At 65.4% G+C, this 24,906-nt stretch carries 25 protein-coding genes; 12 read left to right on the forward strand and 13 right to left on the reverse strand.

What is annotated here, in order from left to right:
- The first annotated feature begins 312 nt into the window (after window positions 1-312).
- Window positions 313-2,583 carry a TonB-dependent hemoglobin/transferrin/lactoferrin family receptor gene (locus tag Q9235_RS15855; RefSeq protein WP_306222721.1) on the forward strand — a complete coding sequence of 757 codons (2,271 nt, stop codon included), beginning with the start codon at window positions 313-315 and terminating at the stop codon, window positions 2,581-2,583.
- A gap of 56 nt (window positions 2,584-2,639) precedes the next feature.
- On the opposite strand, the gene Q9235_RS15860 is transcribed toward Q9235_RS15855, so the two are convergent.
- The 3 genes from Q9235_RS15860 to Q9235_RS15870 form a co-directional block, all read right to left on the reverse strand.
- A complete protein-coding gene (locus Q9235_RS15860; RefSeq protein WP_306222722.1) occupies window positions 2,640-3,467 on the reverse strand; it encodes an RNA methyltransferase in 828 nt (275 codons plus the stop codon).
- Between the two features lie 179 nt (window positions 3,468-3,646).
- On the reverse strand, window positions 3,647-4,786 hold the full coding sequence (locus Q9235_RS15865) for a dipeptidase (protein ID WP_306222723.1): 1,140 nt from the start codon (window positions 4,784-4,786) through the stop codon (window positions 3,647-3,649).
- Between the two features lie 198 nt (window positions 4,787-4,984).
- Window positions 4,985-6,235, reverse strand: coding sequence for an NAD(P)/FAD-dependent oxidoreductase (locus tag Q9235_RS15870; RefSeq protein ID WP_306222724.1), 1,251 nt, complete (start codon window positions 6,233-6,235; stop codon window positions 4,985-4,987).
- A 264-nt stretch (window positions 6,236-6,499) separates the two neighbouring features.
- Between Q9235_RS15870 and Q9235_RS15875 the strand changes: the two genes are divergently transcribed.
- The 8 genes from Q9235_RS15875 to Q9235_RS15910 all read left to right on the forward strand — a co-directional run bounded on the left by Q9235_RS15875 (window position 6,500) and on the right by Q9235_RS15910 (window position 13,093).
- Window positions 6,500-7,471, forward strand: coding sequence for a hypothetical protein (locus Q9235_RS15875; protein ID WP_306222725.1), 972 nt, complete (start codon window positions 6,500-6,502; stop codon window positions 7,469-7,471).
- A gap of 44 nt (window positions 7,472-7,515) precedes the next feature.
- The gene (locus Q9235_RS15880; RefSeq protein WP_306222726.1) at window positions 7,516-8,199 is read left to right on the forward strand and encodes a glutathione S-transferase family protein; all 684 of its coding nucleotides are present in this window, start codon (window positions 7,516-7,518) and stop codon (window positions 8,197-8,199) included.
- Between the two features lie 36 nt (window positions 8,200-8,235).
- Window positions 8,236-8,919, forward strand: a complete 684-nt coding sequence (gene rpe / locus Q9235_RS15885) for a ribulose-phosphate 3-epimerase (RefSeq protein ID WP_306222728.1) — start codon at window positions 8,236-8,238, stop codon at window positions 8,917-8,919.
- A gap of 140 nt (window positions 8,920-9,059) precedes the next feature.
- Window positions 9,060-10,367, forward strand: coding sequence for an adenylosuccinate lyase (purB, locus tag Q9235_RS15890; protein ID WP_306228302.1), 1,308 nt, complete (start codon window positions 9,060-9,062; stop codon window positions 10,365-10,367).
- A 3-nt stretch (window positions 10,368-10,370) separates the two neighbouring features.
- The gene (locus Q9235_RS15895; protein ID WP_306222729.1) at window positions 10,371-11,390 is read left to right on the forward strand and encodes a cobaltochelatase CobT-related protein; all 1,020 of its coding nucleotides are present in this window, start codon (window positions 10,371-10,373) and stop codon (window positions 11,388-11,390) included.
- Window positions 11,387-11,965 (forward strand): RBBP9/YdeN family alpha/beta hydrolase, encoded by a 579-nt coding sequence (locus Q9235_RS15900; protein WP_306222730.1) that lies wholly within the window; start codon window positions 11,387-11,389, stop codon window positions 11,963-11,965. The genes Q9235_RS15895 and Q9235_RS15900 overlap by 4 nt, the downstream gene beginning before the upstream one ends.
- 37 nt (window positions 11,966-12,002) lie before the next feature.
- A complete protein-coding gene (locus tag Q9235_RS15905) occupies window positions 12,003-12,788 on the forward strand; it encodes an alpha/beta fold hydrolase (protein ID WP_306222731.1) in 786 nt (261 codons plus the stop codon).
- A gap of 92 nt (window positions 12,789-12,880) precedes the next feature.
- The gene (locus Q9235_RS15910; RefSeq protein ID WP_306222732.1) at window positions 12,881-13,093 is read left to right on the forward strand and encodes a hypothetical protein; all 213 of its coding nucleotides are present in this window, start codon (window positions 12,881-12,883) and stop codon (window positions 13,091-13,093) included.
- A 94-nt stretch (window positions 13,094-13,187) separates the two neighbouring features.
- Here Q9235_RS15910 and Q9235_RS15915 read toward each other — a convergent pair whose 3' ends face one another.
- From Q9235_RS15915 to Q9235_RS15945, 7 genes are all read right to left on the reverse strand, one after another.
- Window positions 13,188-14,303, reverse strand: coding sequence for a branched-chain amino acid ABC transporter substrate-binding protein (locus Q9235_RS15915; protein ID WP_306222733.1), 1,116 nt, complete (start codon window positions 14,301-14,303; stop codon window positions 13,188-13,190).
- Between the two features lie 130 nt (window positions 14,304-14,433).
- Window positions 14,434-14,808, reverse strand: a complete 375-nt coding sequence (locus tag Q9235_RS15920; RefSeq protein ID WP_306222734.1) for a DUF6867 family protein — start codon at window positions 14,806-14,808, stop codon at window positions 14,434-14,436.
- Between the two features lie 2 nt (window positions 14,809-14,810).
- A complete protein-coding gene (locus Q9235_RS15925; RefSeq protein WP_306222736.1) occupies window positions 14,811-15,542 on the reverse strand; it encodes an ABC transporter ATP-binding protein in 732 nt (243 codons plus the stop codon).
- Window positions 15,539-16,405 (reverse strand): ABC transporter ATP-binding protein, encoded by an 867-nt coding sequence (locus Q9235_RS15930; RefSeq protein ID WP_306222738.1) that lies wholly within the window; start codon window positions 16,403-16,405, stop codon window positions 15,539-15,541. Before Q9235_RS15930 ends, Q9235_RS15925 begins: the two co-directional genes overlap by 4 nt.
- On the reverse strand, window positions 16,405-17,790 hold the full coding sequence (livM, locus tag Q9235_RS15935; RefSeq protein WP_306222739.1) for a high-affinity branched-chain amino acid ABC transporter permease LivM: 1,386 nt from the start codon (window positions 17,788-17,790) through the stop codon (window positions 16,405-16,407). Before livM ends, Q9235_RS15930 begins: the two co-directional genes overlap by 1 nt.
- A 4-nt stretch (window positions 17,791-17,794) precedes the next feature.
- Window positions 17,795-18,718, reverse strand: a complete 924-nt coding sequence (locus Q9235_RS15940) for a branched-chain amino acid ABC transporter permease (protein WP_306222740.1) — start codon at window positions 18,716-18,718, stop codon at window positions 17,795-17,797.
- Between the two features lie 396 nt (window positions 18,719-19,114).
- Complete coding sequence (locus Q9235_RS15945; protein ID WP_306222741.1) at window positions 19,115-19,441, reverse strand: cupin domain-containing protein; 327 nt, start codon at window positions 19,439-19,441, stop codon at window positions 19,115-19,117.
- Window positions 19,442-19,735: 294 nt separating this feature from the next.
- On the opposite strand from Q9235_RS15945, the gene Q9235_RS15950 reads away from it, so the two are divergent.
- The gene (locus Q9235_RS15950; RefSeq protein ID WP_306222743.1) at window positions 19,736-20,251 is read left to right on the forward strand and encodes a flavin reductase family protein; all 516 of its coding nucleotides are present in this window, start codon (window positions 19,736-19,738) and stop codon (window positions 20,249-20,251) included.
- Window positions 20,252-20,433: 182 nt separating this feature from the next.
- Here the strand turns inward: Q9235_RS15950 and Q9235_RS15955 are convergent, their stop codons facing one another.
- Both Q9235_RS15955 and Q9235_RS15960 read right to left on the reverse strand, forming a co-directional pair.
- Window positions 20,434-20,844, reverse strand: a complete 411-nt coding sequence (locus Q9235_RS15955; RefSeq protein ID WP_306222744.1) for an aconitase X swivel domain-containing protein — start codon at window positions 20,842-20,844, stop codon at window positions 20,434-20,436.
- On the reverse strand, window positions 20,835-22,094 hold the full coding sequence (locus Q9235_RS15960; RefSeq protein ID WP_306222745.1) for an aconitase X: 1,260 nt from the start codon (window positions 22,092-22,094) through the stop codon (window positions 20,835-20,837). The genes Q9235_RS15955 and Q9235_RS15960 overlap by 10 nt, the downstream gene beginning before the upstream one ends.
- Window positions 22,095-22,241: 147 nt before the next feature.
- On the opposite strand from Q9235_RS15960, the gene Q9235_RS15965 reads away from it, so the two are divergent.
- Window positions 22,242-22,694 (forward strand): SRPBCC family protein, encoded by a 453-nt coding sequence (locus Q9235_RS15965; RefSeq protein WP_306222746.1) that lies wholly within the window; start codon window positions 22,242-22,244, stop codon window positions 22,692-22,694.
- Between the two features lie 9 nt (window positions 22,695-22,703).
- On the opposite strand, the gene Q9235_RS15970 is transcribed toward Q9235_RS15965, so the two are convergent.
- A complete protein-coding gene (locus Q9235_RS15970) occupies window positions 22,704-24,059 on the reverse strand; it encodes a methyl-accepting chemotaxis protein (RefSeq protein ID WP_306222748.1) in 1,356 nt (451 codons plus the stop codon).
- Window positions 24,060-24,347: 288 nt separating this feature from the next.
- On the opposite strand from Q9235_RS15970, the gene Q9235_RS15975 reads away from it, so the two are divergent.
- Complete coding sequence (locus tag Q9235_RS15975) at window positions 24,348-24,848, forward strand: (2Fe-2S)-binding protein (protein WP_306222749.1); 501 nt, start codon at window positions 24,348-24,350, stop codon at window positions 24,846-24,848.
- Window positions 24,849-24,906: the final 58 nt, after the last annotated feature.

Below are 24,906 nucleotides of genomic sequence, written 5' to 3' on the forward strand. Positions count from 1 at the left end.
ATTGCAACGGCAAGCTGACGGCAGAGCGGCAAGGCGCGATCACGAGATCGGGAGCCCCGCAGGGCCGTCAGGCGAGGTCGAGTGGCGTCAGCTTAGAACGATGCGATCAATTATTATTCTTTAGATGAATTCTACCATTGTGATCTTCCTGCATCGGAAGATGTCCTTCATGTGGCAGGTGATTGACAGTTATCGAGTCGATCCATATCCGAATACTGTCTTATCGGGCGGATAAGATCTTGTTTGTATTAATTTAAAACTGCGAAGCGCGGCGGCCCCGGTCCGCAGCGTTCAGAAGGACGGGTCAAGGCCATGGGGACGTATTCCGGCAGATTGCGCGAAGGGGTCGCGCTCGGCAGCTTGATGGTGGTGGTGCTGCTGCTCGCATCGCCCGCCATCGCGCAGCAGCAGAGCCGGACTCGCGCCGCGCCTGCTGCACAGGCCGCCGAGGCCCCGGTCGTCCTCGATCAGATCAACGTGCAGGGCGAAGGGCAGCCGGGCGGAGCGCTGCTGGGCGGACCGACCACGACGCGCACGACGCGCGAGGAACTCGACCGCCAGCAGATCCAGAGCGTCGCGGACCTGTCGCAGCGGCTCGAAGCCGGCATCTCCTTCAACCGGGTGAACGGCTCGGTGAACATCCGCGGCCTGGACGGCGCGCGCGTGCTGACCACGGTCGACGGCATCCGCCAGCCCTTCATCCAGGACAACCGCATCGACCGCAGCATCGGCACGGCCTTCGACTTCGACGCGCTCTCGACGCTCGACCTGCTGCGCGGCGGCAGCGGCAGCAGCACGCTCGGCTCGGGCTCGCTCGGCGGCGCGCTGGCGGTGCGTACCCTCGATCCCGAAGACCTTATCCGTCCAGGCAAGACGATCGGCGGTCTCGCGAAGACCGGGTTCGACACGACCGACAAGGCCTGGTTTGGCAGCGGCGCGGTGGCCGGGCGGTTCCACAATACCTGGGTGCTGCTGCAGGGCGGCTTCCGGAAGGGGAACGAGACCGATAGCCGCGGCTCGAATCCGACGATCGGCGCGGCTCGCACCGAGCCGAACCCGGCTGATTTCAATCAGTACAGCTTCCTCGCCAAGGTCCATCAGTATGTGAACGAGGCGCATCGTTTCGGGCTGACCGGCGAGATCTTCAAGCGCGACGAGAAGATCCAGACGCGGACCAACGCGGTCTCGCTCACCGGCAACTACCGCCCCGGCGCGCACCAGACCCAGGAAGACGTGGAGCGCAAGCGCGTTTCGCTGACCTATGACTACAAGCAGCCAGGCGGCTTCATCGACGAGGCGCATGCCAATCTCTACTGGCAGGGCGTCACGCGGAACTCGATCCTCAACGCCTATCGCTACACGAGCGTGGTCGGCCCCTATGCCCGCAACAACGAGGTCGAGGAGAAGTCCTTCGGCTTCAACGGGCACCTGATCAAGAGCTTCATCACCGGGCCCGTCTCGCACAAGCTCACGCTCGGCACGGAACTGCGCGCATCGACGCTCGACCAGTATTCGGCGGGATTGGATAGCTGTCGCCGCCCCTATACGGGCGCGTTCACCGCCTGCAACAACCTGCACACCAACCAGTCCGACACGCCGCGGGTCGAGGGCAACATGATGGCGTTCTACGCGCATCATCAGCTCGGCTTCCTCGATGACACGCTTCGCCTGACGCCCGGCGTCCGCTTCGACCGATATGAGGAAAATCCGAAGGGGACCGCAGCCTATCTCAGGAGCTCGTCCTTCGCGGGGATGCCGGCCGCGTCCAGCGACGACGCCTGGTCGCCGCGCGTGCGGCTGGAATACGACATCATCAAGAACGCGCCGATTGTGAAGGACGTCACTTTGTTCGCGCAGTGGTCGAAGGGCTTCCGGGCTCCGACCGCCAGCGAGCTCTATGCGAATTTCGGCGCGGTCGGCACCTATCTGCGCAGCGGCAATCCCGATCTGCGTCCGGAAACCAGCAACGGCATCGATGTCGGCTTCCGCTTCGGCGACAAGGCGTTCGGCGGTTCGGTGACCTTCTTCCACACGAACTACCGCAACTTCATCGAGACGGTGCAGATCGCGCCTCCGGGCGGACTCTATCCGCAGGGCGGCATCACCAGCTACCAGAACGTGGCGCGCGTCGAGATTTCCGGCGTCGAGGCGAACATGCAGTATGCGTTCGCACCGAACTGGCTGGTGCGCGGCTCCTTTGCCTATACCGACGGCAAGAACAAGATCACCGGCATCGGTCTCAACTCGATCCCGCCGGTGCAGGGCATCCTCGCGATCGCCTATGGCAACGAGAATTGGGGCGGCGAGCTGTCGACGAAGCTGGCCGGCGGCCGCAAGAGCGTCGCCACGACCGGCTCGACACAGGGCTTCCAGGCTCCGGGCTATGCGATCTTCAACGCCATGGCCTGGTGGCGCCCGATGCCGCAGATCGCAGACCTTGAATTGCAGGTCGGCGTCTACAATATCTTCGACAGGAAATACTGGGATGCCGTGACGGTGCCGACCGGTGTTCTGGCTCAGGCCCGCGACTATTACAGCGAGCCGGGCCGCACCGTGAAGGCGACGCTGAAGTATCAGTTCTGACCGGGCGTTTCGAGACCCCCCGACCAGACGAGCCGGCCCTTCGGGGTCGGCTTTTTTTATCCTTCGGCGCCGTCCGCCTCATCCGCTTGCCGCGCGAGCAGCCGCGCCTTCTTCGGCCCCTCGACCAGCGACTTGAAGACGCCGCGCAGCGTCCGGGCTTCCTGTTCGGTCATGTCGAGCCGATGCAGAACGTCGCGGAGATTGGCAGTCATCACCGGTTTTTTGCCCGGGGGGAAGAAGCCGCAGAGATCGAGCTCGCCCTCGAGATAGTCGAACATCGACAGGATCATCTCGCGCTTGGCCGGCGGCGAAGGATTGTTCTCGCGGAAGGGCGGCTCGCCATTGGTCGTCTTGAACCATTCATAGCCGTTGAGCAGCACGGCCTGGGCGAGGTTCAGCGAGGCGAAGGCGGGATTGACCGGGAAGGTCAGGATCGCATCGGCGAGACTGATCTCCTCATTGGTCAGGCCGATGCGCTCGCGCCCGAACAGGATGCCGACGCGTTCGCCGGAGCCGATACGGCCGGCCATTTCCGGCATCGCTTCGGCCGGGGTCAGCACGCGCTTCATCTGGCCGCGCTCGCGGGCGGTCGTTGCGAGCACATGGTTGAGATCGGCGATGGCCTCGGCGGCGGTGTCAAAGAGCCGGGCGTTCTCCAGGATATGGGTGGCGCCGGAGGCGGCCGCGGTCGCGCCCTTCTTGAGGCCGCCGCCGCTCGGCCAGCCGTCGCGCGGAGCGACGAGGCGCATCTCGGAGAGGCCGAAATTCGCCATGGCGCGGGCGCACATGCCGATATTCTCGGCGAGCTGCGGCTCGACCAGGATGACGATGGGGGCAGGGGCCTGGACGGCCGGGCGGGTGCGGTCGGTGCCGGAACCGGTCATGGGAAATCAGGTCTTGTCTTTGCGGTGAGGCTTGCTTCGCGCCCGAGAGGGCCGGGTGCGTTGGGCAAGCTCATACGTCATGCTCGCCCTTGTGGCGAGCATCTGCGTCTTGATCCACGTCCGACAAGCAAAGACGTGGATGGTCGGGACAAGCCCGACCATGACGATCTCCGAGCTGGTCAGCCCGCGGCCTTCTCGACCGCCCGCAGCACGCGCAGCGTGTTGCCGCCGGCGAGCTTGGTCAGGTTCTCCTCCGACCAGCCGCGGCGGATCAGCTCGGCGATCACCGACGGGAAGGTCGTGGTGTCCTCGAGCCCGTCCGGATTGACCCAGCCGAAGAAGTCCGAGCCGATGCCGATGTGGTCGTGGCCGATGCGCCTGGCGAGGTACTCGACATGGTCGCAATACTCGGGAAGCGTCGCCTTCGGACGCGGGCCGGACTTGGCGGCGATCTCGGCCTCGACCTTGTCATGGTCGACGCCTTCGGGGCTCTTGCCGTACTGGTCCTTGGCCGGGCGATGCCAGTCGCGCGAGGCCTGGCTGATGAAGTCCGGCACAAAAGTCGCCATCACGACGCCGCCATTGCCGGCGACGCGGTCGAGCACGTCGTCGGGGACGTTGCGCGGGTGGTCGCAGAGCGTGAAGGCGTTGGAATGCGACCAGACCAGCGGGGCGCTGGAGACGTCGAGCGCGTCATGCATCACCTTCGGCGCGACATGGGCGAGGTCGATGACCATGCCGAGCTTGTTCATCCGGCGCAACACGTCCTTGCCGAAGGCGGTGAGGCCGTTATGGCGCGGGGCGTCGGTGGCGGAATCGCACCAGTCGGTGGTGTCGTTGTGGCAGAGCGTCATCAGGCGGACGCCGAGATCGTAATAGGCGTCGAGCGAGTCGAGTTCGCCATCGACCGCAGAGCCGTTCTCGATGGTCATGAACAGGGCGATGCGCCCTTCGGCCTTGGCGGCCTCGACATCGGCGGCGGAGAGGCCGGGCCGGAAGACGTCGGCATGGCGCTTGAGGATGTCGCGCATCAGCGCGATCTGGGCGAGCGCGAAGCCTGCGGGTCTGGGATGGTTCGGCGGGACATAGGCCGCGAAGAACTGCGCCGCCATCTTGCCGGCCTGCATGCGCGGGATATCGGTGTCGCCCTCGGCGTGGACCTTGTCGAGGCCGTAGGCGGCGACATCGCCCTTCGCCTTGGCGTCCTTGCGCATGACATAGGGCAGATCGTTATGGCCGTCGATCAGCGGGACGCGATCGAGCAGTGCGAGCGCGGCGGCGTAGGCATTGTCCTGGACGGGCGGTTTGGCGAGGGCCATGGCGAGGTCTCGGTCGGGAATCGGGAGCCGGATCGTGGCAGGGTGCGGGCCATGAGGCGAGGGGGCCGGACGCAGGTCGGTCATCCCGCACGTAAAGGTGTCATCCCGCACGCGCGGCGGCACGTCATTGCTGCTGCGCAGATCCCGTGTCTGCGCAGCAGCGTTGCACGCTGCGGCGCGCACGGGATGACAATTGCTCTATGAAAAGCGCGCCGGCGCGAACGGCGCCGGGTCGACGAAGACCTTCTGGCCCGTGACCATCTCCGCGATCATGCGGCCGGTCACGGCGGCGAGCGTCAGGCCGTGATGGGCGTGGCCGAAGGAGAACCACAGGCCCTTGTGCTTCGGCGCCGGGCCGATGATCGGCATCATGTCCGGCGTGCAGGGCCGGCGGCCGAGCCAGGGCTCGGCATCGACGCGCTCGCCGAGCGGAAAGAGCTTCTTGGCGATCGGCTCGGCGCGGGCGAGCTGCACCGGAGTCTTCGGCGCGTCGCGGTCTGCGAATTCGGCGCCGGTGGTCAGGCGAATGCCCTGCAGCATGGGGGCGAGGAAATAGCCGCGCTCGGTGTCGAGCACCGGGTGGTTGAGCACGGCGTTGCCCTGCGGCTTGTAATGCATGTGATAGCCGCGCTTGACCGCGAGCGGCAGACGGTAACCCAGCTTGTTGCTGAGCACGTCGGCCCAGGGGCCGAGCGCCACGACGACATCCTTGGCTTCGGCCGTGGTGCCGTCGGCGAGGGTGACGGTCCAGCCGGCGCCGTTCTGCTGGAGCGTGCCGGCATCGCCGATGGCGAGCCGGCCGCCGAGTTTCTCGAACAGCGCGACATAGGCCTTGGACAGGCCGAGCGGGTCGACGACGGTCGTCGGGTCGGTCCAGTGCAGGCCGCCGATCAGGCTGCCATGGTCGAGATGCGGCTCCTCGGCCTTGAGCGTCGCCATGTCGAGCGCGCGGTAGTTCAAGCCGAACTCACGGTTCCAGCGTTCGGCTTCGGCGAGGCGCTCGTCCCGCTGCTGCTCAGTGCGGAACACCTTCATCCAGCCGTCGCGGCGCAGCAGGTTGGTGGCTCCGGCCTCCTGCGCGAGCGCGTCGTGCTCGGTGACGCAATGCTCGATCAGCTTGGCGTATTTATGCGCGATCGCTTCGTGATGCGAGGCGCGCGAATGCATCCAGTACGAGAACAGGAAGGGCGCGAGCTTCGGGATCGCGCTCCAGTGATAGTGCGCGTCGATGGTGTTGTTCATCGCGTAGCGGATGAGCGCACCGAAATCATGCGGGAAGCCGTAGGGATAGACGCCCTCGCGCTGGATCAGACCGGCATTGCCGTAGCTGGTTTCCTCGCCCGGCGCGCGACGGTCGACCAGCAACGTGGCGCGTCCGGCCTTCTGGAGATGAAGCGCGACCGAAATGCCGACGACACCGGCGCCGAGAACGATCGTATCCACCTTCATGACCTGCTCCTGCCAACCCCTTTTCCCTGAAAATACCGGTTTGCGGGAGCTTGTCAGCGGTACGACCGTATTTTGCGCGGAATAGCGTAATCTTTCGCAGTTTGTGCGTCAATTTTCCTGGATTGGCCGCCCTGCTCGCCTCTCGGTTATGCGGTGCGCAATTTTATGCCGGCGCAGGACCGGCCCGCATCGCCGGCAGGTGACGCTGCGCCTGCCTTCAGCCAGTGTGCGTCTGTTTCGAGAGCGATTCCAGAGCCCAAGCCGATGCATCCCGCTGCCTTCCTCGCTGCCGCGCTTGCGTGGCTCGGCCGCCATGGCACGCAAGGCTTCGCGCTCTCGATCTTCCTCGGCCTCGCGCTGCCGCAATTCTCGGCGATGGCGCGGCCGGCACTGCCTATCACGATCTTCTGCTTCACCACGGTCGTGTTCATGCGGCTCGACATGAGCGTGACGCTCGGGCTGCTGCGGCGCCCGGCCAAGCTCGCGGCGAGCTGTGCCTGGCTGATCGTGGGCCCGGTGCTGCTGATCGGCGGGGCGCTGCTGCTGGTCGGGCGCGAGAACCTCGATCCCGGCATCGTGCTGGGGCTGGCGATCATGGGGGCGGCGCCGCCGATCATGTCCTCGCCGGCGGTCGCGATCCTCTACGGCTTCGAGCCCTCGCTGATCATCGCCAGCGTCATCCTGACCACGATCGTGAGCCCGATCGTCGCACCGATCCTGGTTGAGTTGCTCGCAGGTGCCGCGGTGCCGCTCGACCGCTGGGCGCTGACGCTGAGGCTCCTGATCTTCATCGGCGGCGGCATGGCGGTGGCGGCTGCGATCCGGTTCTGGCTCGGCCTTGCCCGGATCAAGGCCATGAAGGCCAATCTCGATGGCTTCGGCGTGCTGATGTACTTCATCTTCGCGATCGCGGCGATGGACGGCGTGACCAAGGCCGCGCTCGACAATCCCCGGCTCGTGCTGTTCGTGCTCGGATGCGTCTTCGCGGTTTCGGCTGCCGGATTGGCATCGAGCTGGCTGGTGCTGCGGCTGCTGCCGGCCTCCGAGCGCTTCATGATCGGCTACGGCACCGGGCAGCGGAACATGGGTCTGCTGGTCGCTGCTCTGGGGGCAGGGGTCTCGCCGACCACCTTCCTCTATTTCGCGCTGGCGCAGTTCCCGATCTACCTGCTGCCCTGGTTGCTTGGCGGCATTGCCGCCCGGATTCGGCGCCGGGAGGCTGCTGACGGGCGTTGACGCTGGGGCTTGCGAGGCTTTCCCCGTCGCAGGAGAGCCGTGCCATGATCACACTCTATTCCGGGCCGTTGAGCCTGTTCTCTCGCAAGGTCGAGATCGCGCTGACCGAGAAGGGCCTGGCCTTCCAGCGCATCATGGTGCCGTTCAACCAGACGACGGGCTATGACCCTCGCCATCCGGAGGTGCTGGCGCTCAATCCGAAGCGTCAGGTGCCGGTGCTGACCGATTGCGGGCTCGTGCTCTACGATTCCACGGTGATCAACGAATATCTCGACGAGGCCTATCCCGAGCCGAAGCTGATGCCGGACTCGCCGGTCGATCGGGCCCGCTGCCGGCTCGACGAGCTCTATGGCGACGAGATCCTGTTCCAGGCCCTAAAGCCGCTGATGCACCGTACGGAGCCGCCTTCGCCGGATCGCGACCGCCGCATTGCGCAGGAGGCCGATGCGCTGATCGCCGAGGAGGGGCTGCTGCGCCATTACGACGTGCTGGAGCAGAAGCTGGCGGGGCGTCCGTTCTTCGGTGGCCGGTTGTCGATGGCGGATATCGCGCTGTTCATGAGCATGCTTTTCATCCGCCGGCTCGGCGGGCCCTCGCTCGACGGCTATCCGGGGCTGGCGGAGTGGTATGCGCGCCTGAAGCTGCGCCCGGCCTTCGCGCAGGTCGTGGCGGAGATGGCGGAAGCGGACCGCAGGCTGTCCTTTCCGGTGAAATTGCGCTCCGCGTGATTGCAGCGTCAGGGGCATGGCGTTAAACCCCCGGGCATGACCCGTCCCATCCGCATCGCCCCCTCGATCCTCTCGGCCGATTTCGCCAAACTCGGCGAGGAGGTGCGCGCGGTCGACGCTGCCGGTGCCGACTGGATCCATTGCGACGTGATGGACGGGCATTTCGTGCCGAATATCACCTTCGGTCCCGATGTGCTCAAGGCGATCCGCCCGCATACCCAGAAGTTCTTCGACGTGCATCTGATGATCGCGCCCGTCGACCCCTATGTCGAAGCCTTCGCCAAGGCCGGTGCCGACCTGATCTCCTTCCATGTCGAGGCCGGTCCGCATCCGCACCGCACGCTCCAGGCCATCAAGGCGCAGGGCAAGCAGGCCGGCATCGTGCTCAATCCCGGCACGCCGGCGAGCGCCGCCGAAGCCCTGATCGAGGATGTCGACCTGATCCTGCTGATGACGGTCAATCCGGGCTTCGGCGGGCAGAGCTTCATCCGTTCGGTGGTCGAGAAGGTTGCGCAGGTGAAGGCGCTGATCGGCGACCGGCCGATCACGCTCGAGATCGACGGCGGGGTGACGCCCGAGACGGCGCCGCTGGTCGTCAAGGCCGGCGCCGATACGCTGGTCGCCGGCTCGGCCGTGTTCAAGGGCGGGCCTTCGGCCTATGCCGGCAATATCGAAGCGATCCGTGGGGCGGCCGAAGCCGCGCGCGGGTCGTGGGTTTGATGGTATCGCAGCCCTCATCCTGAGGAGCCGCGAAGCGGCGTCTCGAAGGATGCTCCAGAGTGCGCTGGATCATCCTTCGAGACGCGCTCTTTCAGAGCGCTCCTCAGGATGAGGGCTCATTGGGTGACAAGGACGAGACGATGATCCCGCGCTATTCCCGCCCCGAGATGGTTGCCATCTGGGAGCCGCAGACCCGGTTCCGCATCTGGTTCGAGATCGAGGCGCATGCGACCGACAAGCTCGCGGAGCTCGGCGTGGTGCCGAAGGAAGCTGCCGCGACGATCTGGGCCAAGGCCAAGGACGCCGTCTTCGACGTCGAGCGCATCGACGAGATCGAGCGCGTCACCAAGCATGACGTCATCGCCTTCCTGACGCATCTGGCCGAGATCGTCGGGCCGGAGGCGCGCTTCGTTCACCAGGGCATGACCTCGTCGGACATCCTCGACACCACGCTCTCGGTCCAGCTCGCGCGCGCCACCGATCTTCTGATCGCCGATGTCGATGCGCTGCTCGCAGCGATCAAGCGCCGTGCCTTCGAGCACAAGCTCACCCCGACCATCGGCCGCTCGCACGGCATCCATGCCGAGCCGGTGACCTTCGGGCTCAAGCTCGCGCAGGCCTATGCCGAGTTCGACCGCTGCCGCGCCCGCCTCGTCGCCGCCCGGGCGGAAATCGCGACCTGCGCGATCTCGGGCGCCGTCGGCACCTTCGCCAATATCGATCCGCAGGTCGAAGCCTATGTCGCGGAGAAGATGGGTCTCACCGTCGAGCCGGTCTCGACCCAGGTGATCCCGCGCGACCGTCACGCGATGTATTTCGCCACACTTGGCGTCGTCGCCTCCTGCATCGAGCGGCTCGCGACCGAGATCCGCCACCTGCAGCGCACCGAGGTCTACGAGGCGGAAGAGTATTTCTCGCCGGGCCAGAAGGGCTCCTCGGCGATGCCGCACAAGCGCAACCCGGTCCTGACCGAGAACCTGACCGGTCTGTCCCGTCTCGTCCGCGGCATGGTCACGCCGGCGCTTGAGAACGTCGCCCTCTGGCACGAGCGCGACATTTCGCATTCCTCGGTCGAGCGCATGATCGGCCCCGATGCCACCGTGACGCTCGATTTCGCCTTGGCGCGCCTTACCGGGGTTGTCGACAAGCTGCTGGTCTACCCGCAGAACATGCGCAAGAACCTCGACCGTCTCGGCGGCCTGCATAACTCGCAGCGCGTTCTGCTGGCCCTGACGCAGGCCGGCGCCAGCCGCGAGGACAGCTACGCCATGGTCCAGCGCAACGCGATGCGCACCTGGGAGCATGGCGAGGACTTCCTGACCAATCTGATGGCCGACAAGGACGTCGCCGAGAAGCTCTCCGCTTCCGAGCTCAAGGCGATGTTCGACGAGGGCTATCACTTCAAGCATGTCGACACGATCTTCCACCGGGTGTTCGGGGAAAGCTGATCGATGCGCTGGCGTTCGATGCTGCAGCGTATGGGTGGTTGGCTCAGCCAGCCGCCCGCGCATGTGCCGAACCTACCAGCACCCGACGAATATCGGGTCTTCACGAAAGCTCATGATCGCGAGATTCGTCTCGAAGACTTGGATGCCGCCTTGGGGCCGATGGATGTGGCCCAACACCGCGAGTTCGAAGCCAGCAAGCAAGCCTGCTCTATTGGGCTGAAGGAGTGGCAGGCCGAGGCAAACATCAGAGCGTTGCTCTGGCGCAATCAGCTAGCTGAAATTATTTCTGACGTTGATCGCCGCAACGCAGCCGTGTGTATTTTACTCGACCTGTCCGGCTCGATGCGCGGCCAGAAAATGATGATGGTAGTAGGGGCGCTGGGTGTGTTTGGCGTCGTGCCGCAGGCGTTCGGCATGCAATGCGAGATTCTTGGCTTTACAACGCTGGGATGGCGCGGCGGCCGGAGTAGAGAAGATTGGGTGAAGGCTGGGAAACCTCGATGGCCCGGCCGCCTCAACGATCTACTGCACCTCGTCGTTGCTGATGCTGATGTGCGGGATAGCGCTCGCCTCGCCAATTTCTCGCTATTGCTGCGTCCAGATCTTCTCAAAGAGAATATCGATGGCGAGGCGGTCGAGTGGGCATGCTCTCGCCTAATGGCTCGACAGGTTGAGCGGCGTGCTCTGATCGTCATTTCTGATGGGGCGCCGGTCGACGATGCAACACTCTCGGCCAATGAACCGGATATTCTGAGCGATCACCTTCAAGAGATTATGGAGATTGTTCGAGAGCGCTCCGAGATCGAGGTTTTTGGAATCGGGATCGACTACAGCCCTGCGCAATACTATCCGACGTCGCAGGTTGCGGCGACGCCGGATGAATTATTGGATGCGCTTTTCCGCACTTTGCTGAACTTCCTTAAGTCCAAGCGTCCCAAAGAGGGCAATGCTCCGCTTGTGGATCAGCTAGATGAAGATGGAGAGCAAAGCAGTAAACCCGCAAAAATTCTGCGTGAAACATGAAATCCTCCGACGTCGATATCCTCATCATTCCCGGCTGGTCGGGCTCCGGGCCCGACCATTGGCAGAGCCGCTGGGAAACCCGGCTCAAGACGGCGCGCCGCGTCGAGCAGGCGGATTGGTACAAGCCCTCGCGCCATGTCTGGGCCGATGAGATCGTGAAGGCCGTGCGCAGCGCCACACGCCCCGTCGTGCTGGTCGGGCACTCGGCCGGCTGCAGTGCGATCGCCTTCGCCGCCGAGCATCTGCATCCCGGTGAGGTTGCCGGCGCCTTCCTGGTCGCGCCAGCTTCCGAGAAGGCGAAGGGCGCGGTGCCCGGCATCGGGCCGGATTTCATCGCGCATCGGCGCGAGAAGCTGCCATTCCCCTCCGTGCTGATCGCCAGCGCGACCGATCCCTATTGCACGCAGGACGAGGCGAAGGAATTGGCCGAAGTCTGGGGTTCCGAATTCGTCGATGCCGGCGATAGCGGCCACCTCAACAGCGAATCCGGGCATGGCCCCTGGCCTGACGGTCTCTTGCGTTTCGCGGGCTTTCTCAAGAGCTTGAGCGTCGTTCCGCAGACATTGAGTCAGTAGGCGGGCGGCAGTCCGCACTCTGCTTTCGGGGGCTTGCTTGACTGAAATCGACGTTCAGGACCGGCAGGTCGAGACAGGCCGAGGTCTGCTGTTCGCTCGTAGCTGGGGGAGTCTGGACGACTCGATCGCTCCGATCCTGCTGTTTCACGATTCCCTCGGAAGTGTCGAATTATGGCGCGGCTTTCCGGAAAAGCTGGCCGTCGCGACCGGTCGGCGCGTCATCGCCTATGACCGGCTCGGTTTTGGGCGCTCCGACCCGTTTCAGGGCAGGCTCGCCATCGATTTTGTTCTGGAGGAGGCGCGTCAGATCGTTCCTCTCCTTCAGCGGCAACTCGGCTTCTCCTCCTTCATCGCCTGCGGCCATAGCGTCGGGGGCGGGATGGCCGTCGAAACCGCGGCGTATCTCCAGGAGGATTGCGTGGGACTGATCACGATGGGCGCGCAGGCCTTCGTCGACGACCGCATCCGCGACGGGATCAGGGTGGCGCAGGCCGAGTTCGCCAAGCCCGAGAATCTCGTGCGCCTCAGCCGGTACCATCGCGATCCGGCTTGGGTCGTCGATGCCTGGATCGGGACCTGGCTCGACCCTGCCTTCGCAGGCTTTTCGCTCGACGAGGCGCTCGCGCAGGTCGACTGCCCGGTTCTGGCGGTCCACGGGCGGGACGACGAATACGGCTCCGTCGATCATGCCAGGCGCATCGCAGCGGGGCGGGGAGAGGTGGCGATCCTAGACGGCATCGGCCATGTCCCGCATCGTGAGGACCCGGACAGGCTGGTCGGCCTGCTCGATACCTTCATCCGCGAGGCTGTGTTTCGCGGCTAAAATGGACGAGGGCCGACCGCCGGTAGCCGTCGAACGGTTGGAACAACCTAAATTTGCATGTGTTGTCTCCCGAACCAGTAGGGAGCATTCCCATGCCGCAGGCACAACGACGACCGGATGGCGATGGCGACGGGTACGACGAGCATGTCGAGGCACTGGAGCGGGCCAGCGGCCATCTGATCGAGGCGCGCCGCGAGGCTGATCGGGCGCAGGCGCCGAGCCTGCGGATGTTCGTCAACATGGCTTTGATCGAGGCCGCCAACCTGCTGGCGCGATTCGGAGGGCGCGGGCGAGACGGTCGCTGACTGCCTGTAAGCCATCGACTCTCCCAATGAAAAAGCCCGCCCCGGACTATCCGAAGCGGGCTCTTGATCTAGGGAGTCGGATCAGCCGTCGAGATCAATTCTCGACATAGGTGATCTTGCCGTCCGCACCCTTCTTCCAGGTGTAGACGGTGTAGTCCGGACGGGTGATGTCGCCCTTCTTGTCGAAGCCGATATCGCCGATCACGGTCTTGACCGGTTGGCCGCCATGCAGCGCGGCGGCGATCTTCTTGGGATCGACCGAGTTCGCGCGCTTGGCGCCTTCGGCCATGATCTGGACCGCGGCGTAGCTGTAGAGCGTATAGGCTTCCGGCTTGAAGTTGCGGGCCTCGAACTTCTTGAGGACGGCGGCCGCCTCCGGGCGCTTCTGCGGGTCCGGCGGGAAGGTCATCAGCGTGCCTTCGACGCCGGGTCCACCGATCGTGGCGAATTCGTCGGTGGTGATGCCGTCACCCGAGACGAGCACGGTCTTCAGGCCCTGGTCGCGCATCTGGCGCACGATCAGGCCGCCTTCGGTGTGCAGGCCGCCCCAGTAGAGGTAGTCGGCGCCGGAGGCCTTGATCTTCGAGACGAGCGCCGAGAAATCCTTCTCGCCGGCGTTGACGCCTTCGTAGAGCACTTCCTTGACGCCACCCGCGTTGAGACCCTTCTTGGTCTCGTCCGCAAGGCCCTGGCCATAGGTCGTCTTGTCGTGGACGACGGCGATCTTCTTGTCCTTGAAGTTCTTGATCAGATACGCCGAAGCGACGCCGCCCTGCTGGTCGTCACGGCCGCAGGTGCGGAAGGTGTTCCACAGGCCGCGCTCGGTGATCTTCGGGTTCGTGGCCGAAGGCGAGATCATCAGGATGCCGTTCTCGGCATAGACTTCGGAGGCCGGCATGGTGACGCCGGAGTTGAAGTGGCCGAGCACCCATTTCACGCCGTCGCCGACGAACTTGTTGGCGACCGAGACGCCCTGCTTCGGATCGGAGACGTCGTCGCCGACCGAGATCGTGATCTTCTGGCCGAGGACGCCGCCGGCGGCGTTGATGTCCTCGACGGCCTGCTCGGCGCCGTTCTTGAGCTGCGCGCCGAACGCGGCGTTCGGGCCGGTGATCGGGCCGCCGACACCTAGCTTGATCTGCGCATTGGCCATGCCGGAGAAGGCAAGGACCGCGCCGAGCGCAATGCCGCCCAACAGCAGTTTCTTCATGTGATGCAACTCCCCTGTATTGATTGATCAACGGGCTGGACGGGCCGCCCGTCTCGGCGCGTTATGGCCACCGTGAGCCGCAGTCTTGCGCTTTTCCGATGGTCTGTCACGCGACAAGCTCTTCAGACTTTCAGAGTAGTTCAGGCCGAATTTCGACGCCCGCCCGCGCCTTCCAGCCGAAGGGGCCGGCGCGCTCGAACAGCCAGTGATATTGCCGCGTCATCTGCTTGGCGCGGGTGTAGCGCCACCCGGCATAGCCGAAGGCGATCAGCAGGATCGTGTCGACGATGTAATAGTGCAGCGTCAGCAGCGTCGCCTGGAACAGGGCGAAATGGATGAAGCGCACGAACAGGCCGAGCACCAGCATATAGACGAGGAGCTGCCAGTTCGGCCGCCAGGTCAAGGCGATGGCGCGGCCGGCCATCCAGGCGAGCCAGCCGCCCATGATGACGGTGACCAGCAGGAACAGCCAGATCGTCGGTTCTTCGTAGAGGATGCCCTGCATCGTCAGTGCCTCCCGCCTTCGAGATAAGCTGCCCGCACCTGCGGATTGGCAAGCAGCTCCTTGCCGGTGCCGCTCATCGTGATGACGCCGTTGACCATCACGTAGCCGCGATGGGCGAGCTTGAGGGCATGGAAGGCGTTCTGCTCGACGAGGAAGACGGTCAGCCCTTGCGTCTTGTTGAGCTCGCGGATTGCCTCGAAGATCTGCTTCACGATCAGGGGTGCGAGGCCCAGCGAAGGCTCGTCGAGCAGCAGGAGCTTCGGGCGCGCCATCAGGGCGCGCGCGATCGCCACCATCTGCTGCTCGCCGCCCGAGAGCGTGCCGCCGCGCTGCTGCAGGCGCTCCTTGATGCGGGGGAAGAGCACGCAGATCTTTTCGAGATCCTCGTCGAAATGCTCGAAATTGCGGACGGCGGCGCCCATCTGCAGGTTCTCGAACACCGTCATGCGCGGGAAGATGCGGCGTCCTTCGGGGGACTGCGCTATCCCAAGGCGGGCGATCTCGTGGCTCGGCATGCGCGTGATGTCGCGGCCCTCATAGGTGACCGAGCCTTCGCGGGCCTGCGGATTGCCGAAGATCGTCATCATCAGCGTGGATTTGCCGGCGCCGTTGGCGCCGATCATGGTGACGATCTCGCCGGCATTGACGTCGATATCGACACCTTTCAGCGCGATGATCTTGCCGTAATAGGTCTTCACGCCGCGGACGGCGAGCAGGGGCTGGGCTGCAGTCACGAGATGCCGACCTCCGCTTCGACCTCTTCGACCTCCTCGTCATCGACGCCGAGATAGGCGGCGATGACCTTCGGGTCGGCCTGTACCTCGGCCGGCGTGCCGTCGGCGATCTTGGTGCCGTAGTCGAGGACCACGACGTGGTCCGAGATTTCCATGACGACCGACATGTCGTGCTCGATCAGCAGCAGCGCCGTGCCCAGGTCCTTGCGGATCGAGAGGAGCAGCGTGTTGAGGTCTAGGCTCTCGCGCGGGTTGAGGCCCGCGGCCGGCTCGTCCAGGCAGAGCAGGACGGGGTCGGTACACATGGCCCGTGCGATCTCCAGCCGGCGCTGATCGCCATAAGGCAGGTCGGCCGCGGGATCGTCGGCGCGATGCGTGAGGTTGATCTTGTCGAGCCAGAACTTGGCCTTCTCGATCGCTTCCTTCTCGCGGGCCTTGTAGCCGCCGATACCGAGCACGCCGAGGAAGGTGAAGCCGGATGCGGCCATCAGCGGGTTGTGCTGGGCGACCAGCAGGTTTTCCAGCACCGTCATGCCGCCGAACAGGCGGATGTTCTGGAAGGTGCGGGCGACCTTGGCCTTCCACGAGATGCGGAAGTCCGGCATGCGCTCGAGCAGGTAGCTCGAACCATCGTCATGGTTGAGCGAAACCATGCCCTGCGTCGGCTTGTAGAAGCCGGTGATGCAGTTGAACACCGTGGTCTTGCCGGCGCCGTTGGGGCCGATCAGCGCGGTGATCTCGCCCTTGCGGGCCTGGAAGGAGAGGGCGTTGACGGCGGTGAGGCCGCCGAAGCGCATGGTGACCTGCTCCACCTCCAGCAGGGCACGGCCCTGCGGGGTGAGCTGGGGAGCGTTGGTGGCCATCAGCCGTGCCCCTCTTGAACCATGTCGGCGGAGATCGCCTTCTTCTCCTTGAGGAAGGCGGTGGGTTCGCGGGTCGAGATCAGGCCGCGCGGCTTCCAGATCATAATCACCACCATGGCGAAGCCGAAGATCAGCATGCGGTACTTCGTCGGGTCGAAGTCGTTGCCGAAGATCTGCTTCATCCATTCGAGTTCGCGCAGGAGCTCGGTGCCACCGATCATCGCGATCGCCGCGATGGCGCAGCCCCAGAGCGAGCCCATGCCGCCGAGCACCACGATGGCGAGGATCACGGCCGATTCCATGAAGACGAAGGATTCAGGCGAAATGAAACCCTGCCGTGCCGAGAAGAAGGCGCCGGCGAAGCCGCCGAACATGGCGCCGATCGAGAAGGCGGTGAGCTTGGTGTTGGTGGTGTTGATGCCGAGCGAGCGGCAGGCGATCTCGTCCTCGCGCAGAGCCTCCCAGGCGCGCCCGACCGGCAGGCGGCGCAGGCGCAGCGTGACGAAGGCAGTCAGCAGCGCCAGGCACAGGATGAGATAATAGAGGAAGATCGTTCGGTAGAGCGGCGTGAACTCCAGACCGAAGACGGCGGCGAAACCATTATCCGCCGCCGTGAAGGGAATGCCGAAGAAGGTGGGGCGCGGAATGCCGGAAATGCCGGCATAGCCGTTCGAGAACTCCGTCCAGTTGATCAGGACGAGGCGGATGATCTCGCCGAAGGCCAGCGTCACGATGGCGAGATAGTCGCCGCGCAGACGCAGCACCGGGAAGCCGAGCAGCATGCCCCAGAAGGCGGCGAGGATGCCGGCGAGCGGCAGCAGCAGCCAGAAGGACAGGCCGAAATTCTTGGCCAGCAGCGCGTAGGAATAGGCGCCGACGGCATAGAAGGCGACGTAGCCGAGATCGAGCAGGCCGGCGAGGCCGACGACGATGTTCAGGCCCCAGCCGAGCATCACGTAGATCAGGATCTGGACGCCGAAATTGTCGATCCACTTGAGCGCGCCGCCCCAGCCGGCCAAGCCGATCGCGATTGCCGGGAAGGTGACAAGGAAACCCAGTCCGAACAGCGAGAAGATGCGGGAGTTGCGCTGGAAGAAAGCGATCGTGCCGTGCGGCAGGAGGCGCACGGTGGCCTTGCCTTCGTCTTTGCTCTGCTTGCGCAGAGCGACCAGGAAGCGGCCGACGAAGACAATGGCGACGGCCCAGGCGACGGCATCCCAGCGCGGGTCTAGCACCAGGACATTGTCCATGTTCTGGCGCGTACCCCAGGCGATGATCGGGATGCAGAGGCCCAGCGTGACGAGGGCGGCGAAGCCGGCCTCCTTGAAGGCCGCCTTCAGGTCGCGGCCGGGAGCGGCCGGGTTTGCGGTCGGGTTGTTCGCCATGAGCTCAGACCTTCTCGACTTCCGGGCGCCCAAGCAGGCCGGAGGGCATGAAGACCAGCACGATCGCCAGGATCGTGAAGGCGGCGACGTCCTTGTAGTCGATCGTGAAATAGGCCGACCACATCACCTCGATCAGGCCGATCAGCAGGCCGCCGATGACCGCGCCGGGCAAGGAGCCGATGCCGCCGAGCACCGCCGCGGTGAAGGCCTTGACGCCGGGCGTGAAGCCGTCGGCGAAGTTCACGACGCCGTAGAGCACGAGATACATCACGCCTGCCACCGCCGCGAGCGCAGCGCCCATGACGAAGGTGATCGAGATCGTGCGGTCGACGTCGATGCCGAGCAGCGCCGCCATCTTGCGGTCCTGCTCGCAGGCGCGCTGGGCGCGGCCGAGCGGCGTCTTCTGCACGATGTACCAGAAGGCCGCGAGCAGCACCGCCGTCGTCAGGATGATGACGATCTGCTTGTAGGAAATCTGGACCGAATAGGTCGTGCTCTCGATCAGGGTGATCGACTTGTTGAGCAGCGGCGGGATCGACTTGTTGCGCGGGCCCTGCACGACCTGCACGAAGTTCATCAGGAAGATCGACATGCCGATGGCCGAGATCAGCGGCGCCAGGCGGAAGGAGCCGCGCAGCGGCCGGTAGGCCACCCGCTCGATCGTCCAGTTCCACAGCGAGGTGAAGAACATCGCCAGCCCCAGCACCACGATCAGCGCCAGCATGACCATGCCGGCGCCGGTGCCGACCACCGCCGTGATCAGCATGAAGAAGATCAGCGCGATGAAGGCGGAGAGCATGAAGATGTCGCCATGGGCGAAGTTCACCATGCCGATGATGCCGAACACCATCGTGTAGCCGATGGCGATGAGACCGTAGATCGATCCCAGTGTCAGCCCGTTGATGAGCTGCTGCAGGAAGACTTCCATGAAAACGCCGACCCCTCGAACCAGCTCCCGTTCTCGTCACCGGCATGACACCGGCGCATGCGGGATGCGATTGCCGTGCAGAGCTACCAACGGCTCGTGCTGGGGACAATCGCTCCGCGCCAAATTTCTGTCAAAAGCAATTACGAACGAAACGGCGCGAAAATGTGCAGAATACTCTGCGGGACAGTGGGCATTTTGCGCATGATGATTGCGTTGCGGGCTGTGAAAACTTGGCTGGACCGCATTTCCTGCCATCGGGGCGATGATGATCTGCCATGCGCCTGAGGGCGGGTTATCCAAAAGACGAATACGAAAAGTCGATCGTCGGATCGGAAAAACGCATGGCAGGGCACCGCGTCGCCGTGCGGTTCGGCAGTGCCTGCTAGGCCTTCTCCGTCACGGCAACGAGAGTTCCTTGAGGGCTCCGGGCTGCTTCACCTCGATCTCGACGAAGGCGATCGGGTGGTCGGAGCCGTTCATGACGTCGTGGCGGATGCCGGCCGGGCGCATATAGGCCTGGCCCTGCGCCAGCGGCACGTACGAGACATCGGTGCCGTTGTGGATTCGCAGCGTTCCGGCGGTCAGCATGATGACGAAATAGGGCCAGCCATGCTCGTGCCAGCCGGTCACGGCGCCGGGCTCGAAATCCCAGCGGGTGATCCGGATCGTCTCGTCGTCCTGCTGGACGGTCGGCGTGGCGGGAATCGTGCAGGCGAAGGCCATCGGGAGCTCCTTGGTCGGAACGCCGGCCCGCTTCGTTCGCCGGCGGCACCGATCAGGCTCCGGCCCGGCCGCCGGCAGCCGACATCACCCGAGCCTGATCGATCGGCCTGGCGATATCAAGCTGCAGCGCCCGCTTCGAGGACGGCCCGTTAACGGAAGCGGGAGGGCCATCTGCTATTATCCGACGGCGTGTCGGAGCGAGCCGCCGGCCGTGCCATGGCTGGCGCCGGCGCTTTCTAGTCTCTACATGGACTGCTGTTCCGCCGGAGCCGGGACATCGAACCGATCGAGCCGATGACGAAGACCGTTCACCCCTTGCCGCCACTGGACCATCCGGACGCTCATGTCTTCCGCGATGCCATGGCGCAGGTCGCAAGCGCCGTGCATGTCGTGACCACCGACGGGCCAGGCGGGCGCATTGGGCTGACGGCGACGGCCGTCGCCTCCGTTTCCGATTCGCCGCCGACGGTTCTCGCCTGCATCGCGCGGGGCAGCCGCACGCTGGCGGCGATCGAGGCGAGCGGAGTCTTTTGCATCAACACCTTGCCGGAACAGCTCGTCGATCTCGCGGAGATCTTCGCCAGCCGGCGGGGCATCGAGGGCGAGGCGCGCTTCGAGACGGCCCGCTGGGGAACGCTCGCCACCGGGGCGCCGGTCCTGCTCGACGCGATCTCGGCCTTCGACTGCCGGCTGGTCGCGACGCATGACGTCGCCAGTCATCGCATCGTGATCGGCGAGGTCGCGGGCCTCGGCGGTGCAGGGCGCGGGGCGGGGCTGATCTATCGCCATCGCCGCTTCAGCGCGGCCTAGAAGCGGCTTCTGCATCAACGGTTGTCATTCCGGGGCGCGCCGAAGGTGCGAACCCGGAACCCACGACCGGGTGGGACACAACGTGTTCGGTAGCCGGCGGCTCACCCGGTCGTGGGTTCCGGGTTCTTCGCTGCGCGAAGTCCCGGAATGACAAAGTGGTTGTGACCGGGATCGAACAGCCGCTAAACCGTCGTGATCCGCCCCTCTGCCGAGATCGTGACCGTGCGACTGGCGAGCGCCTTCTGATCGGCCGCGGGCAGGCGGAATGCCGGCGGCGTCGGCCAGCCCATCTCGCGGGCGACGACGAGGCCTAGCAGCAGGATCGCATCCGGCGCATCCATCAGCAGGGCTGTGGGCGCCTTGCCGGCATGGACCAGCTCCAGCAGCACGGCCGAGGCGGAGGACGAGCCGATCGTGCCGGGCAAGGCGAGAATCCGGCCGGCGACGGTCTGTCCGCGCTCGGGATGGCGGGCATCGATGATCGCGCCACTCGTCGGATCGACGCCGCCCCAGAAGCTGATCGGGGCGGTGAGAGCCAGGCATGCGCCGGTGACGGCGTCGCCGGGCAGAAGGATTTCCGTTTTCAGCTCCATGCGCGCGGTTCCCTGACGAGCCGGCCGGCGACGGCGCTCTCGACGCATTCCGCGAGCGAGCCATAGCTCACGGCGTAGCCGGTATTGCCCGGTGCGTAATGGGCGAACTTGCCGGAATTGGTCATCAGAACCGCGCCCTCGAGCTCAGGCAGGATCGGGGTGACGACAACACAGGTGTCGACCACGAAGACGACGCCGGCCGCCTCCAGAGCGCTGCGCCTTCCCTGCGCTTCCAGCGGGCCGACGACATGGCGGCCGGTATTGGCGTAGAGCGGCACTTTCAGCCGGCGCCCGGCCATGAGGCCTTCGAGTTCGTCGATCTCGGCCAGCGACAGATGAGGCGAGCCGATGGCGACGGCATCGACGCGATCCGTCGATCCGGCCGTCGAGAGGCGGGCGAGGGCGGTGGCGATGTCGGCGGGCGTCAGCGTGATCGTTTCGCGGGGCGGGAGCCCTTCAAGTGCCGCGGTGCTGTCCGGCGCCTCGGGTGTCACGCCCGCGACATGGAAGAGCCCAACGCCTCCGGCGGACGCTGCCGCCGCGCCAAGCGCCTTGAGCCGGTCTTCGGTGGTGCAGCCTTGCAGGCCTTCGATGACGGCGACGTCGCTGCCGGCGCGGCGGCCGAGGATGGTGCCGAGCACGGGATAGAACACGTCCGAGGAGCGGAGCTCGCGGGAGAGATTGCTCACGTCGATCAGCAGTGTCGCGACCCGATTTTCCGGGCGATGCAGGCCATAGTCAGGCGCGCGGCCGGCGATGGCGCAAGCGATGTCAAGGAAATCGCCGTAGCGGTTGGTCCGGGCGCCCAGCACCGAATTGCAGAACACGACCGCATTGGATTCGCCCCAGGCGACATCGCTGCCCCGCGCTGGGCGGTGGCCGGCCTGATAGGGCGCGCAGGTCCAGCTCGGCTCGCAGCCCATCGCCTCATAGGCCCGCATCATGCGCCGGGCCATGTCGCGCTCATGCGGCGGCAGACGGATCGCGGCGCAGCCGGCCGGGGCCAGCGAGCCGACATTCAGGCTGGCGCGCACGCCGACGCGGGCGCCGCCCGCGACCAGCTTCTCGGCGAAAAGCGTGCCGGAATCGCCATGATAGAGCGCGCCGTCGATATGAGCCGAGGCGACCCGGATCAGGCGCGGCGCACCCATCAGGCGGGCGGCCTCGGCCACGATCCGCATCGCCATGGCCGCGCCTTCGCCGGCAGTGCCGCCTGCGATCGCGCGTTCGTCTTGGGTGAGTTCCAGCATCGGTCCTCCCGGATGGGCGAAGGCTCCATGCCGGGCGCCTCTTGTGCAGGCGGGGGCTTTGCGACCATGGATAGGGAACTGGATAACCTTTGAACCGTGCCGGCCGCAATCGTCCGTGCCGCGGTGAGCTGATGCGGGAGACACGCCATGGCGATGACGATGAACGGCGAGGCGACGCTGCCGGCCGCCAAGGAGGTGGTCTGGGCCAAGCTCAACGATCCGGAGGTGCTGAAGGCCTGCATCCCCGGCTGCGAGCAGCTCACCAAGGACGACGACACGCATCTCTCGGCCGTGGTGAAGGTCAAGCTCGGCCCGGTGAAGGCGACCTTCAAGGGCAAGGTCGAGCTCAGCGAGCTCGATCCGCCGAACGGCTACCGCATCTCGGGCGAGGGCGAGGGCGGCATCGCCGGCTTCGCCAAGGGTGGCGCCAGGGTGATGCTGTCGGATGCCGAGGGCGGCCAGACCCTGCTGCGCTACGAGGTCGAGGCGCAGGTCGGTGGCAAGCTGATGCAGCTAGGCTCGCGCCTGATCGATTCGGTCTCGAAGAAACTGGCCGACGAGTTCTTCGCCAATTTCGCCAAGGCGGTGAGCGAAGGCTGAGGCCGCCGCTCAGGAGGCTTCGCGCAGCGCAGCCAGCGCCTGGGTCACGGCCGCTTCGGCAGCGCCGACCTGGAGCGCGATATTGGCGGCGGCGGCGTTGGCTCGCTCCAGCGCCGTCTGGGTCATGTCCAGGCTGCCGTTGACGGCATTGGCGCTTTCGATGGCCTCGTCCGATGAGTCCGCGACCATGGCGGCATCATGCGCGATCGTGGCAGTGACCGCGCTCTGCTGGGTGACCGCTTCCGAAATCGCCTCGGAATCGAGGCGGATCGCGTCGACCGTGGCAGCGATCGCCGCCGCATGGGTGCCACAGGCCTCGGCGCTCGCTGCGAGCTCGGCGATCTGGCCGGCGATGTCCTGCGTAGCGCTCGCCGTCTGGGTCGCCAGCGACTTCACCTCAGCTGCGACGACGGCAAAGCCGCGCCCGGCCTCGCCGGCGCGGGCGGCCTCGATCGTGGCGTTGAGCGCCAGAAGGTTGGTCTGTGCGGCGATGTCGGCGATCATGCCGACGACCTTGCCGATGCTGCCGGTCGCTTCGCGCAAGCGGACGACCGCTTCGTTCATCTCACTGGCGTCGAGCACCGCCTGCTGCGTGATGGACAGGCTCTGCCGGGCGCGCTGACCGATATCGGCGATATTGGCCGACATCTCCTCGGTCGCGGCGGCGGTCTGGAGCGACTTCTCGCGCACGATGACGGAGGCGCTGGCGACCTTCCCGACGGTATCCTTGATGAAGCTGGTGGTCCGGCCTGTCTCGTCTGCCGTTGCGACGAACTGGTCGACCGCATCGCTGATCGTGTCGTCGAGATTGGCGATACGGGTTCTTAGCTTGACTGCGGCCTCGTCGAGCGTGGCCGTGCGGCGGCGGGCGTCGTTCGCTTCGATCTCCTGGCTGATCGTCATCGCCGTGTTGACGTCGTAGGTCAGGATTCGCTCGATGATGAAGAGGTCCGCGGCGAATTTCGCGGGCGAGACGAGCGAGCGCTTGCGGTTGGCGAGGCAGATTTCGCGCACCAGCGAGAAGGCGATCGAGGCGCGGGCTCGGCTGCGGACACTGGCCCGCCGTTCGAGCTGGCAAAGCTGATCCATCGAGGCGAGATAGGCTGCGTCGAAGGCGCCCGTGAACAGCAGGCGGAAATGGCTCGCCTCGGCGGGGTAGAGCGCTTCGGCCACGGGCAAGACCGTATCGCGAAGCGGCGGGTGGATGATGAAGGCCCGATCGAAATCGGCCTGGACCAGTCCCTCTATCAAGCGATCGACGAGCGGCCGGTAGCGCTGCAGGCGCTCGCGCTGCGCCTCTCCATAGCCGATCGCCCTCAGGCGACGCTGAATCTGGTCCATGATCAGAGACACGGAGTCGCTCATGTGGGATGGCCTGCCACGCGAAGGATTGTGACGTCGGCTCATTAAGATTTCGCCAATATGCGCCACAGGAAGACCAGGGCGGCGAAATCTCCCGGAATTCGGCGAAAATCGCGGCTTTCGGAAGGCCTCGTTCCGCTTGACCCCGGAAAAATGCGGGTCCACATTCATTTTTGAGCTGTTCCAAGGAAAGCCTGCCTGATGAGGCCGGCCACTTCCTGGGCTTCAGCGCGGCCCGATCCCGGGGAGGGGACGGACCGGCTTCAGAGACGGGTCACAGGAGATATGCTCATGGCCACTGTTTCGCTGACGGTGAACGGCAAAGCCGTCACCGCCAACATCGACCCGCGCACCCTTCTGGTGCAGTTCCTGCGAGAGAACCTGCGGCTGACCGGGACCCATGTCGGCTGCGACACCAGCCAGTGTGGCGCCTGCCTCGTGCATCTCGACGGCAAGGCGGTGAAATCCTGCACGACCCTTGCCGCGTCTGTGGACGGCGCTTCCGTGACGACGATCGAGGGGCTCGCCAACGGCGACACGCTGCATCCGATGCAGGAGGCCTTTCGCGAGCATCACGGTCTGCAATGCGGCTTCTGCACGCCGGGCATGATCATGTCCGCGGTCGACATGGTGAACCGCCGCGGCAACGACCTCGACGAGAAGACGATCCGCGAGGATCTCGACGGCAATATCTGCCGCTGCACCGGCTACCACAACATCGTCAAGGCGATCGCCGCCGGGGCCGAGGCCATGGGCAAGGCGGGAACGCCGGCCCGCCAGGCCGCCGAATGAGGCAGTCGTCCGCGCTCTGCTGCGCGGGCTCTTCATCCTTCATGCGTTCCATGCAGTG

Origin of the sequence: Bosea beijingensis (assembly GCF_030758975.1) — a bacterium.
GTDB lineage: Bacteria > Pseudomonadota > Alphaproteobacteria > Rhizobiales > Beijerinckiaceae > Allobosea > Allobosea beijingensis.

What these genes read in the sequence shown, in the direction of transcription:
- Q9235_RS15940 (WP_306222740.1), bottom strand. Translation starts at nt 18,718, where the DNA reads ATGGAAGTCTTCCTGCAGCAGCTCATCAACGGGCTGACACTGGGATCG.
- Q9235_RS15865 (WP_306222723.1), bottom strand. Translation starts at nt 4,786, where the DNA reads ATGGCCCTCGCCAAACCGCCCGTCCAGGACAATGCCTACGCCGCCGCG.
- Q9235_RS15955 (WP_306222744.1), bottom strand. Translation starts at nt 20,844, where the DNA reads ATGGAGCTGAAAACGGAAATCCTTCTGCCCGGCGACGCCGTCACCGGC.
- Q9235_RS15930 (WP_306222738.1), bottom strand. Translation starts at nt 16,405, where the DNA reads ATGGCCACCAACGCTCCCCAGCTCACCCCGCAGGGCCGTGCCCTGCTG.
- Q9235_RS15965 (WP_306222746.1), top strand. Translation starts at nt 22,242, where the DNA reads ATGGCGATGACGATGAACGGCGAGGCGACGCTGCCGGCCGCCAAGGAG.
- Q9235_RS15920 (WP_306222734.1), bottom strand. Translation starts at nt 14,808, where the DNA reads ATGCAGGGCATCCTCTACGAAGAACCGACGATCTGGCTGTTCCTGCTG.
- Q9235_RS15870 (WP_306222724.1), bottom strand. Translation starts at nt 6,235, where the DNA reads ATGAAGGTGGATACGATCGTTCTCGGCGCCGGTGTCGTCGGCATTTCG.
- Q9235_RS15895 (WP_306222729.1), top strand. Translation starts at nt 10,371, where the DNA reads ATGCGCTGGCGTTCGATGCTGCAGCGTATGGGTGGTTGGCTCAGCCAG.
- Q9235_RS15950 (WP_306222743.1), top strand. Translation starts at nt 19,736, where the DNA reads ATGACGAAGACCGTTCACCCCTTGCCGCCACTGGACCATCCGGACGCT.
- Q9235_RS15875 (WP_306222725.1), top strand. Translation starts at nt 6,500, where the DNA reads ATGCATCCCGCTGCCTTCCTCGCTGCCGCGCTTGCGTGGCTCGGCCGC.
- Q9235_RS15900 (WP_306222730.1), top strand. Translation starts at nt 11,387, where the DNA reads ATGAAATCCTCCGACGTCGATATCCTCATCATTCCCGGCTGGTCGGGC.
- Q9235_RS15860 (WP_306222722.1), bottom strand. Translation starts at nt 3,467, where the DNA reads ATGACCGGTTCCGGCACCGACCGCACCCGCCCGGCCGTCCAGGCCCCT.
- rpe (WP_306222728.1), top strand. Translation starts at nt 8,236, where the DNA reads ATGACCCGTCCCATCCGCATCGCCCCCTCGATCCTCTCGGCCGATTTC.
- Q9235_RS15970 (WP_306222748.1), bottom strand. Translation starts at nt 24,059, where the DNA reads ATGAGCGACTCCGTGTCTCTGATCATGGACCAGATTCAGCGTCGCCTG.
- Q9235_RS15945 (WP_306222741.1), bottom strand. Translation starts at nt 19,441, where the DNA reads ATGGCCTTCGCCTGCACGATTCCCGCCACGCCGACCGTCCAGCAGGAC.
- Q9235_RS15880 (WP_306222726.1), top strand. Translation starts at nt 7,516, where the DNA reads ATGATCACACTCTATTCCGGGCCGTTGAGCCTGTTCTCTCGCAAGGTC.
- Q9235_RS15910 (WP_306222732.1), top strand. Translation starts at nt 12,881, where the DNA reads ATGCCGCAGGCACAACGACGACCGGATGGCGATGGCGACGGGTACGAC.
- livM (WP_306222739.1), bottom strand. Translation starts at nt 17,790, where the DNA reads ATGGCGAACAACCCGACCGCAAACCCGGCCGCTCCCGGCCGCGACCTG.
- Q9235_RS15855 (WP_306222721.1), top strand. Translation starts at nt 313, where the DNA reads ATGGGGACGTATTCCGGCAGATTGCGCGAAGGGGTCGCGCTCGGCAGC.
- Q9235_RS15915 (WP_306222733.1), bottom strand. Translation starts at nt 14,303, where the DNA reads ATGAAGAAACTGCTGTTGGGCGGCATTGCGCTCGGCGCGGTCCTTGCC.
- Q9235_RS15975 (WP_306222749.1), top strand. Translation starts at nt 24,348, where the DNA reads ATGGCCACTGTTTCGCTGACGGTGAACGGCAAAGCCGTCACCGCCAAC.
- Q9235_RS15960 (WP_306222745.1), bottom strand. Translation starts at nt 22,094, where the DNA reads ATGCTGGAACTCACCCAAGACGAACGCGCGATCGCAGGCGGCACTGCC.
- purB (WP_306228302.1), top strand. Translation starts at nt 9,060, where the DNA reads ATGATCCCGCGCTATTCCCGCCCCGAGATGGTTGCCATCTGGGAGCCG.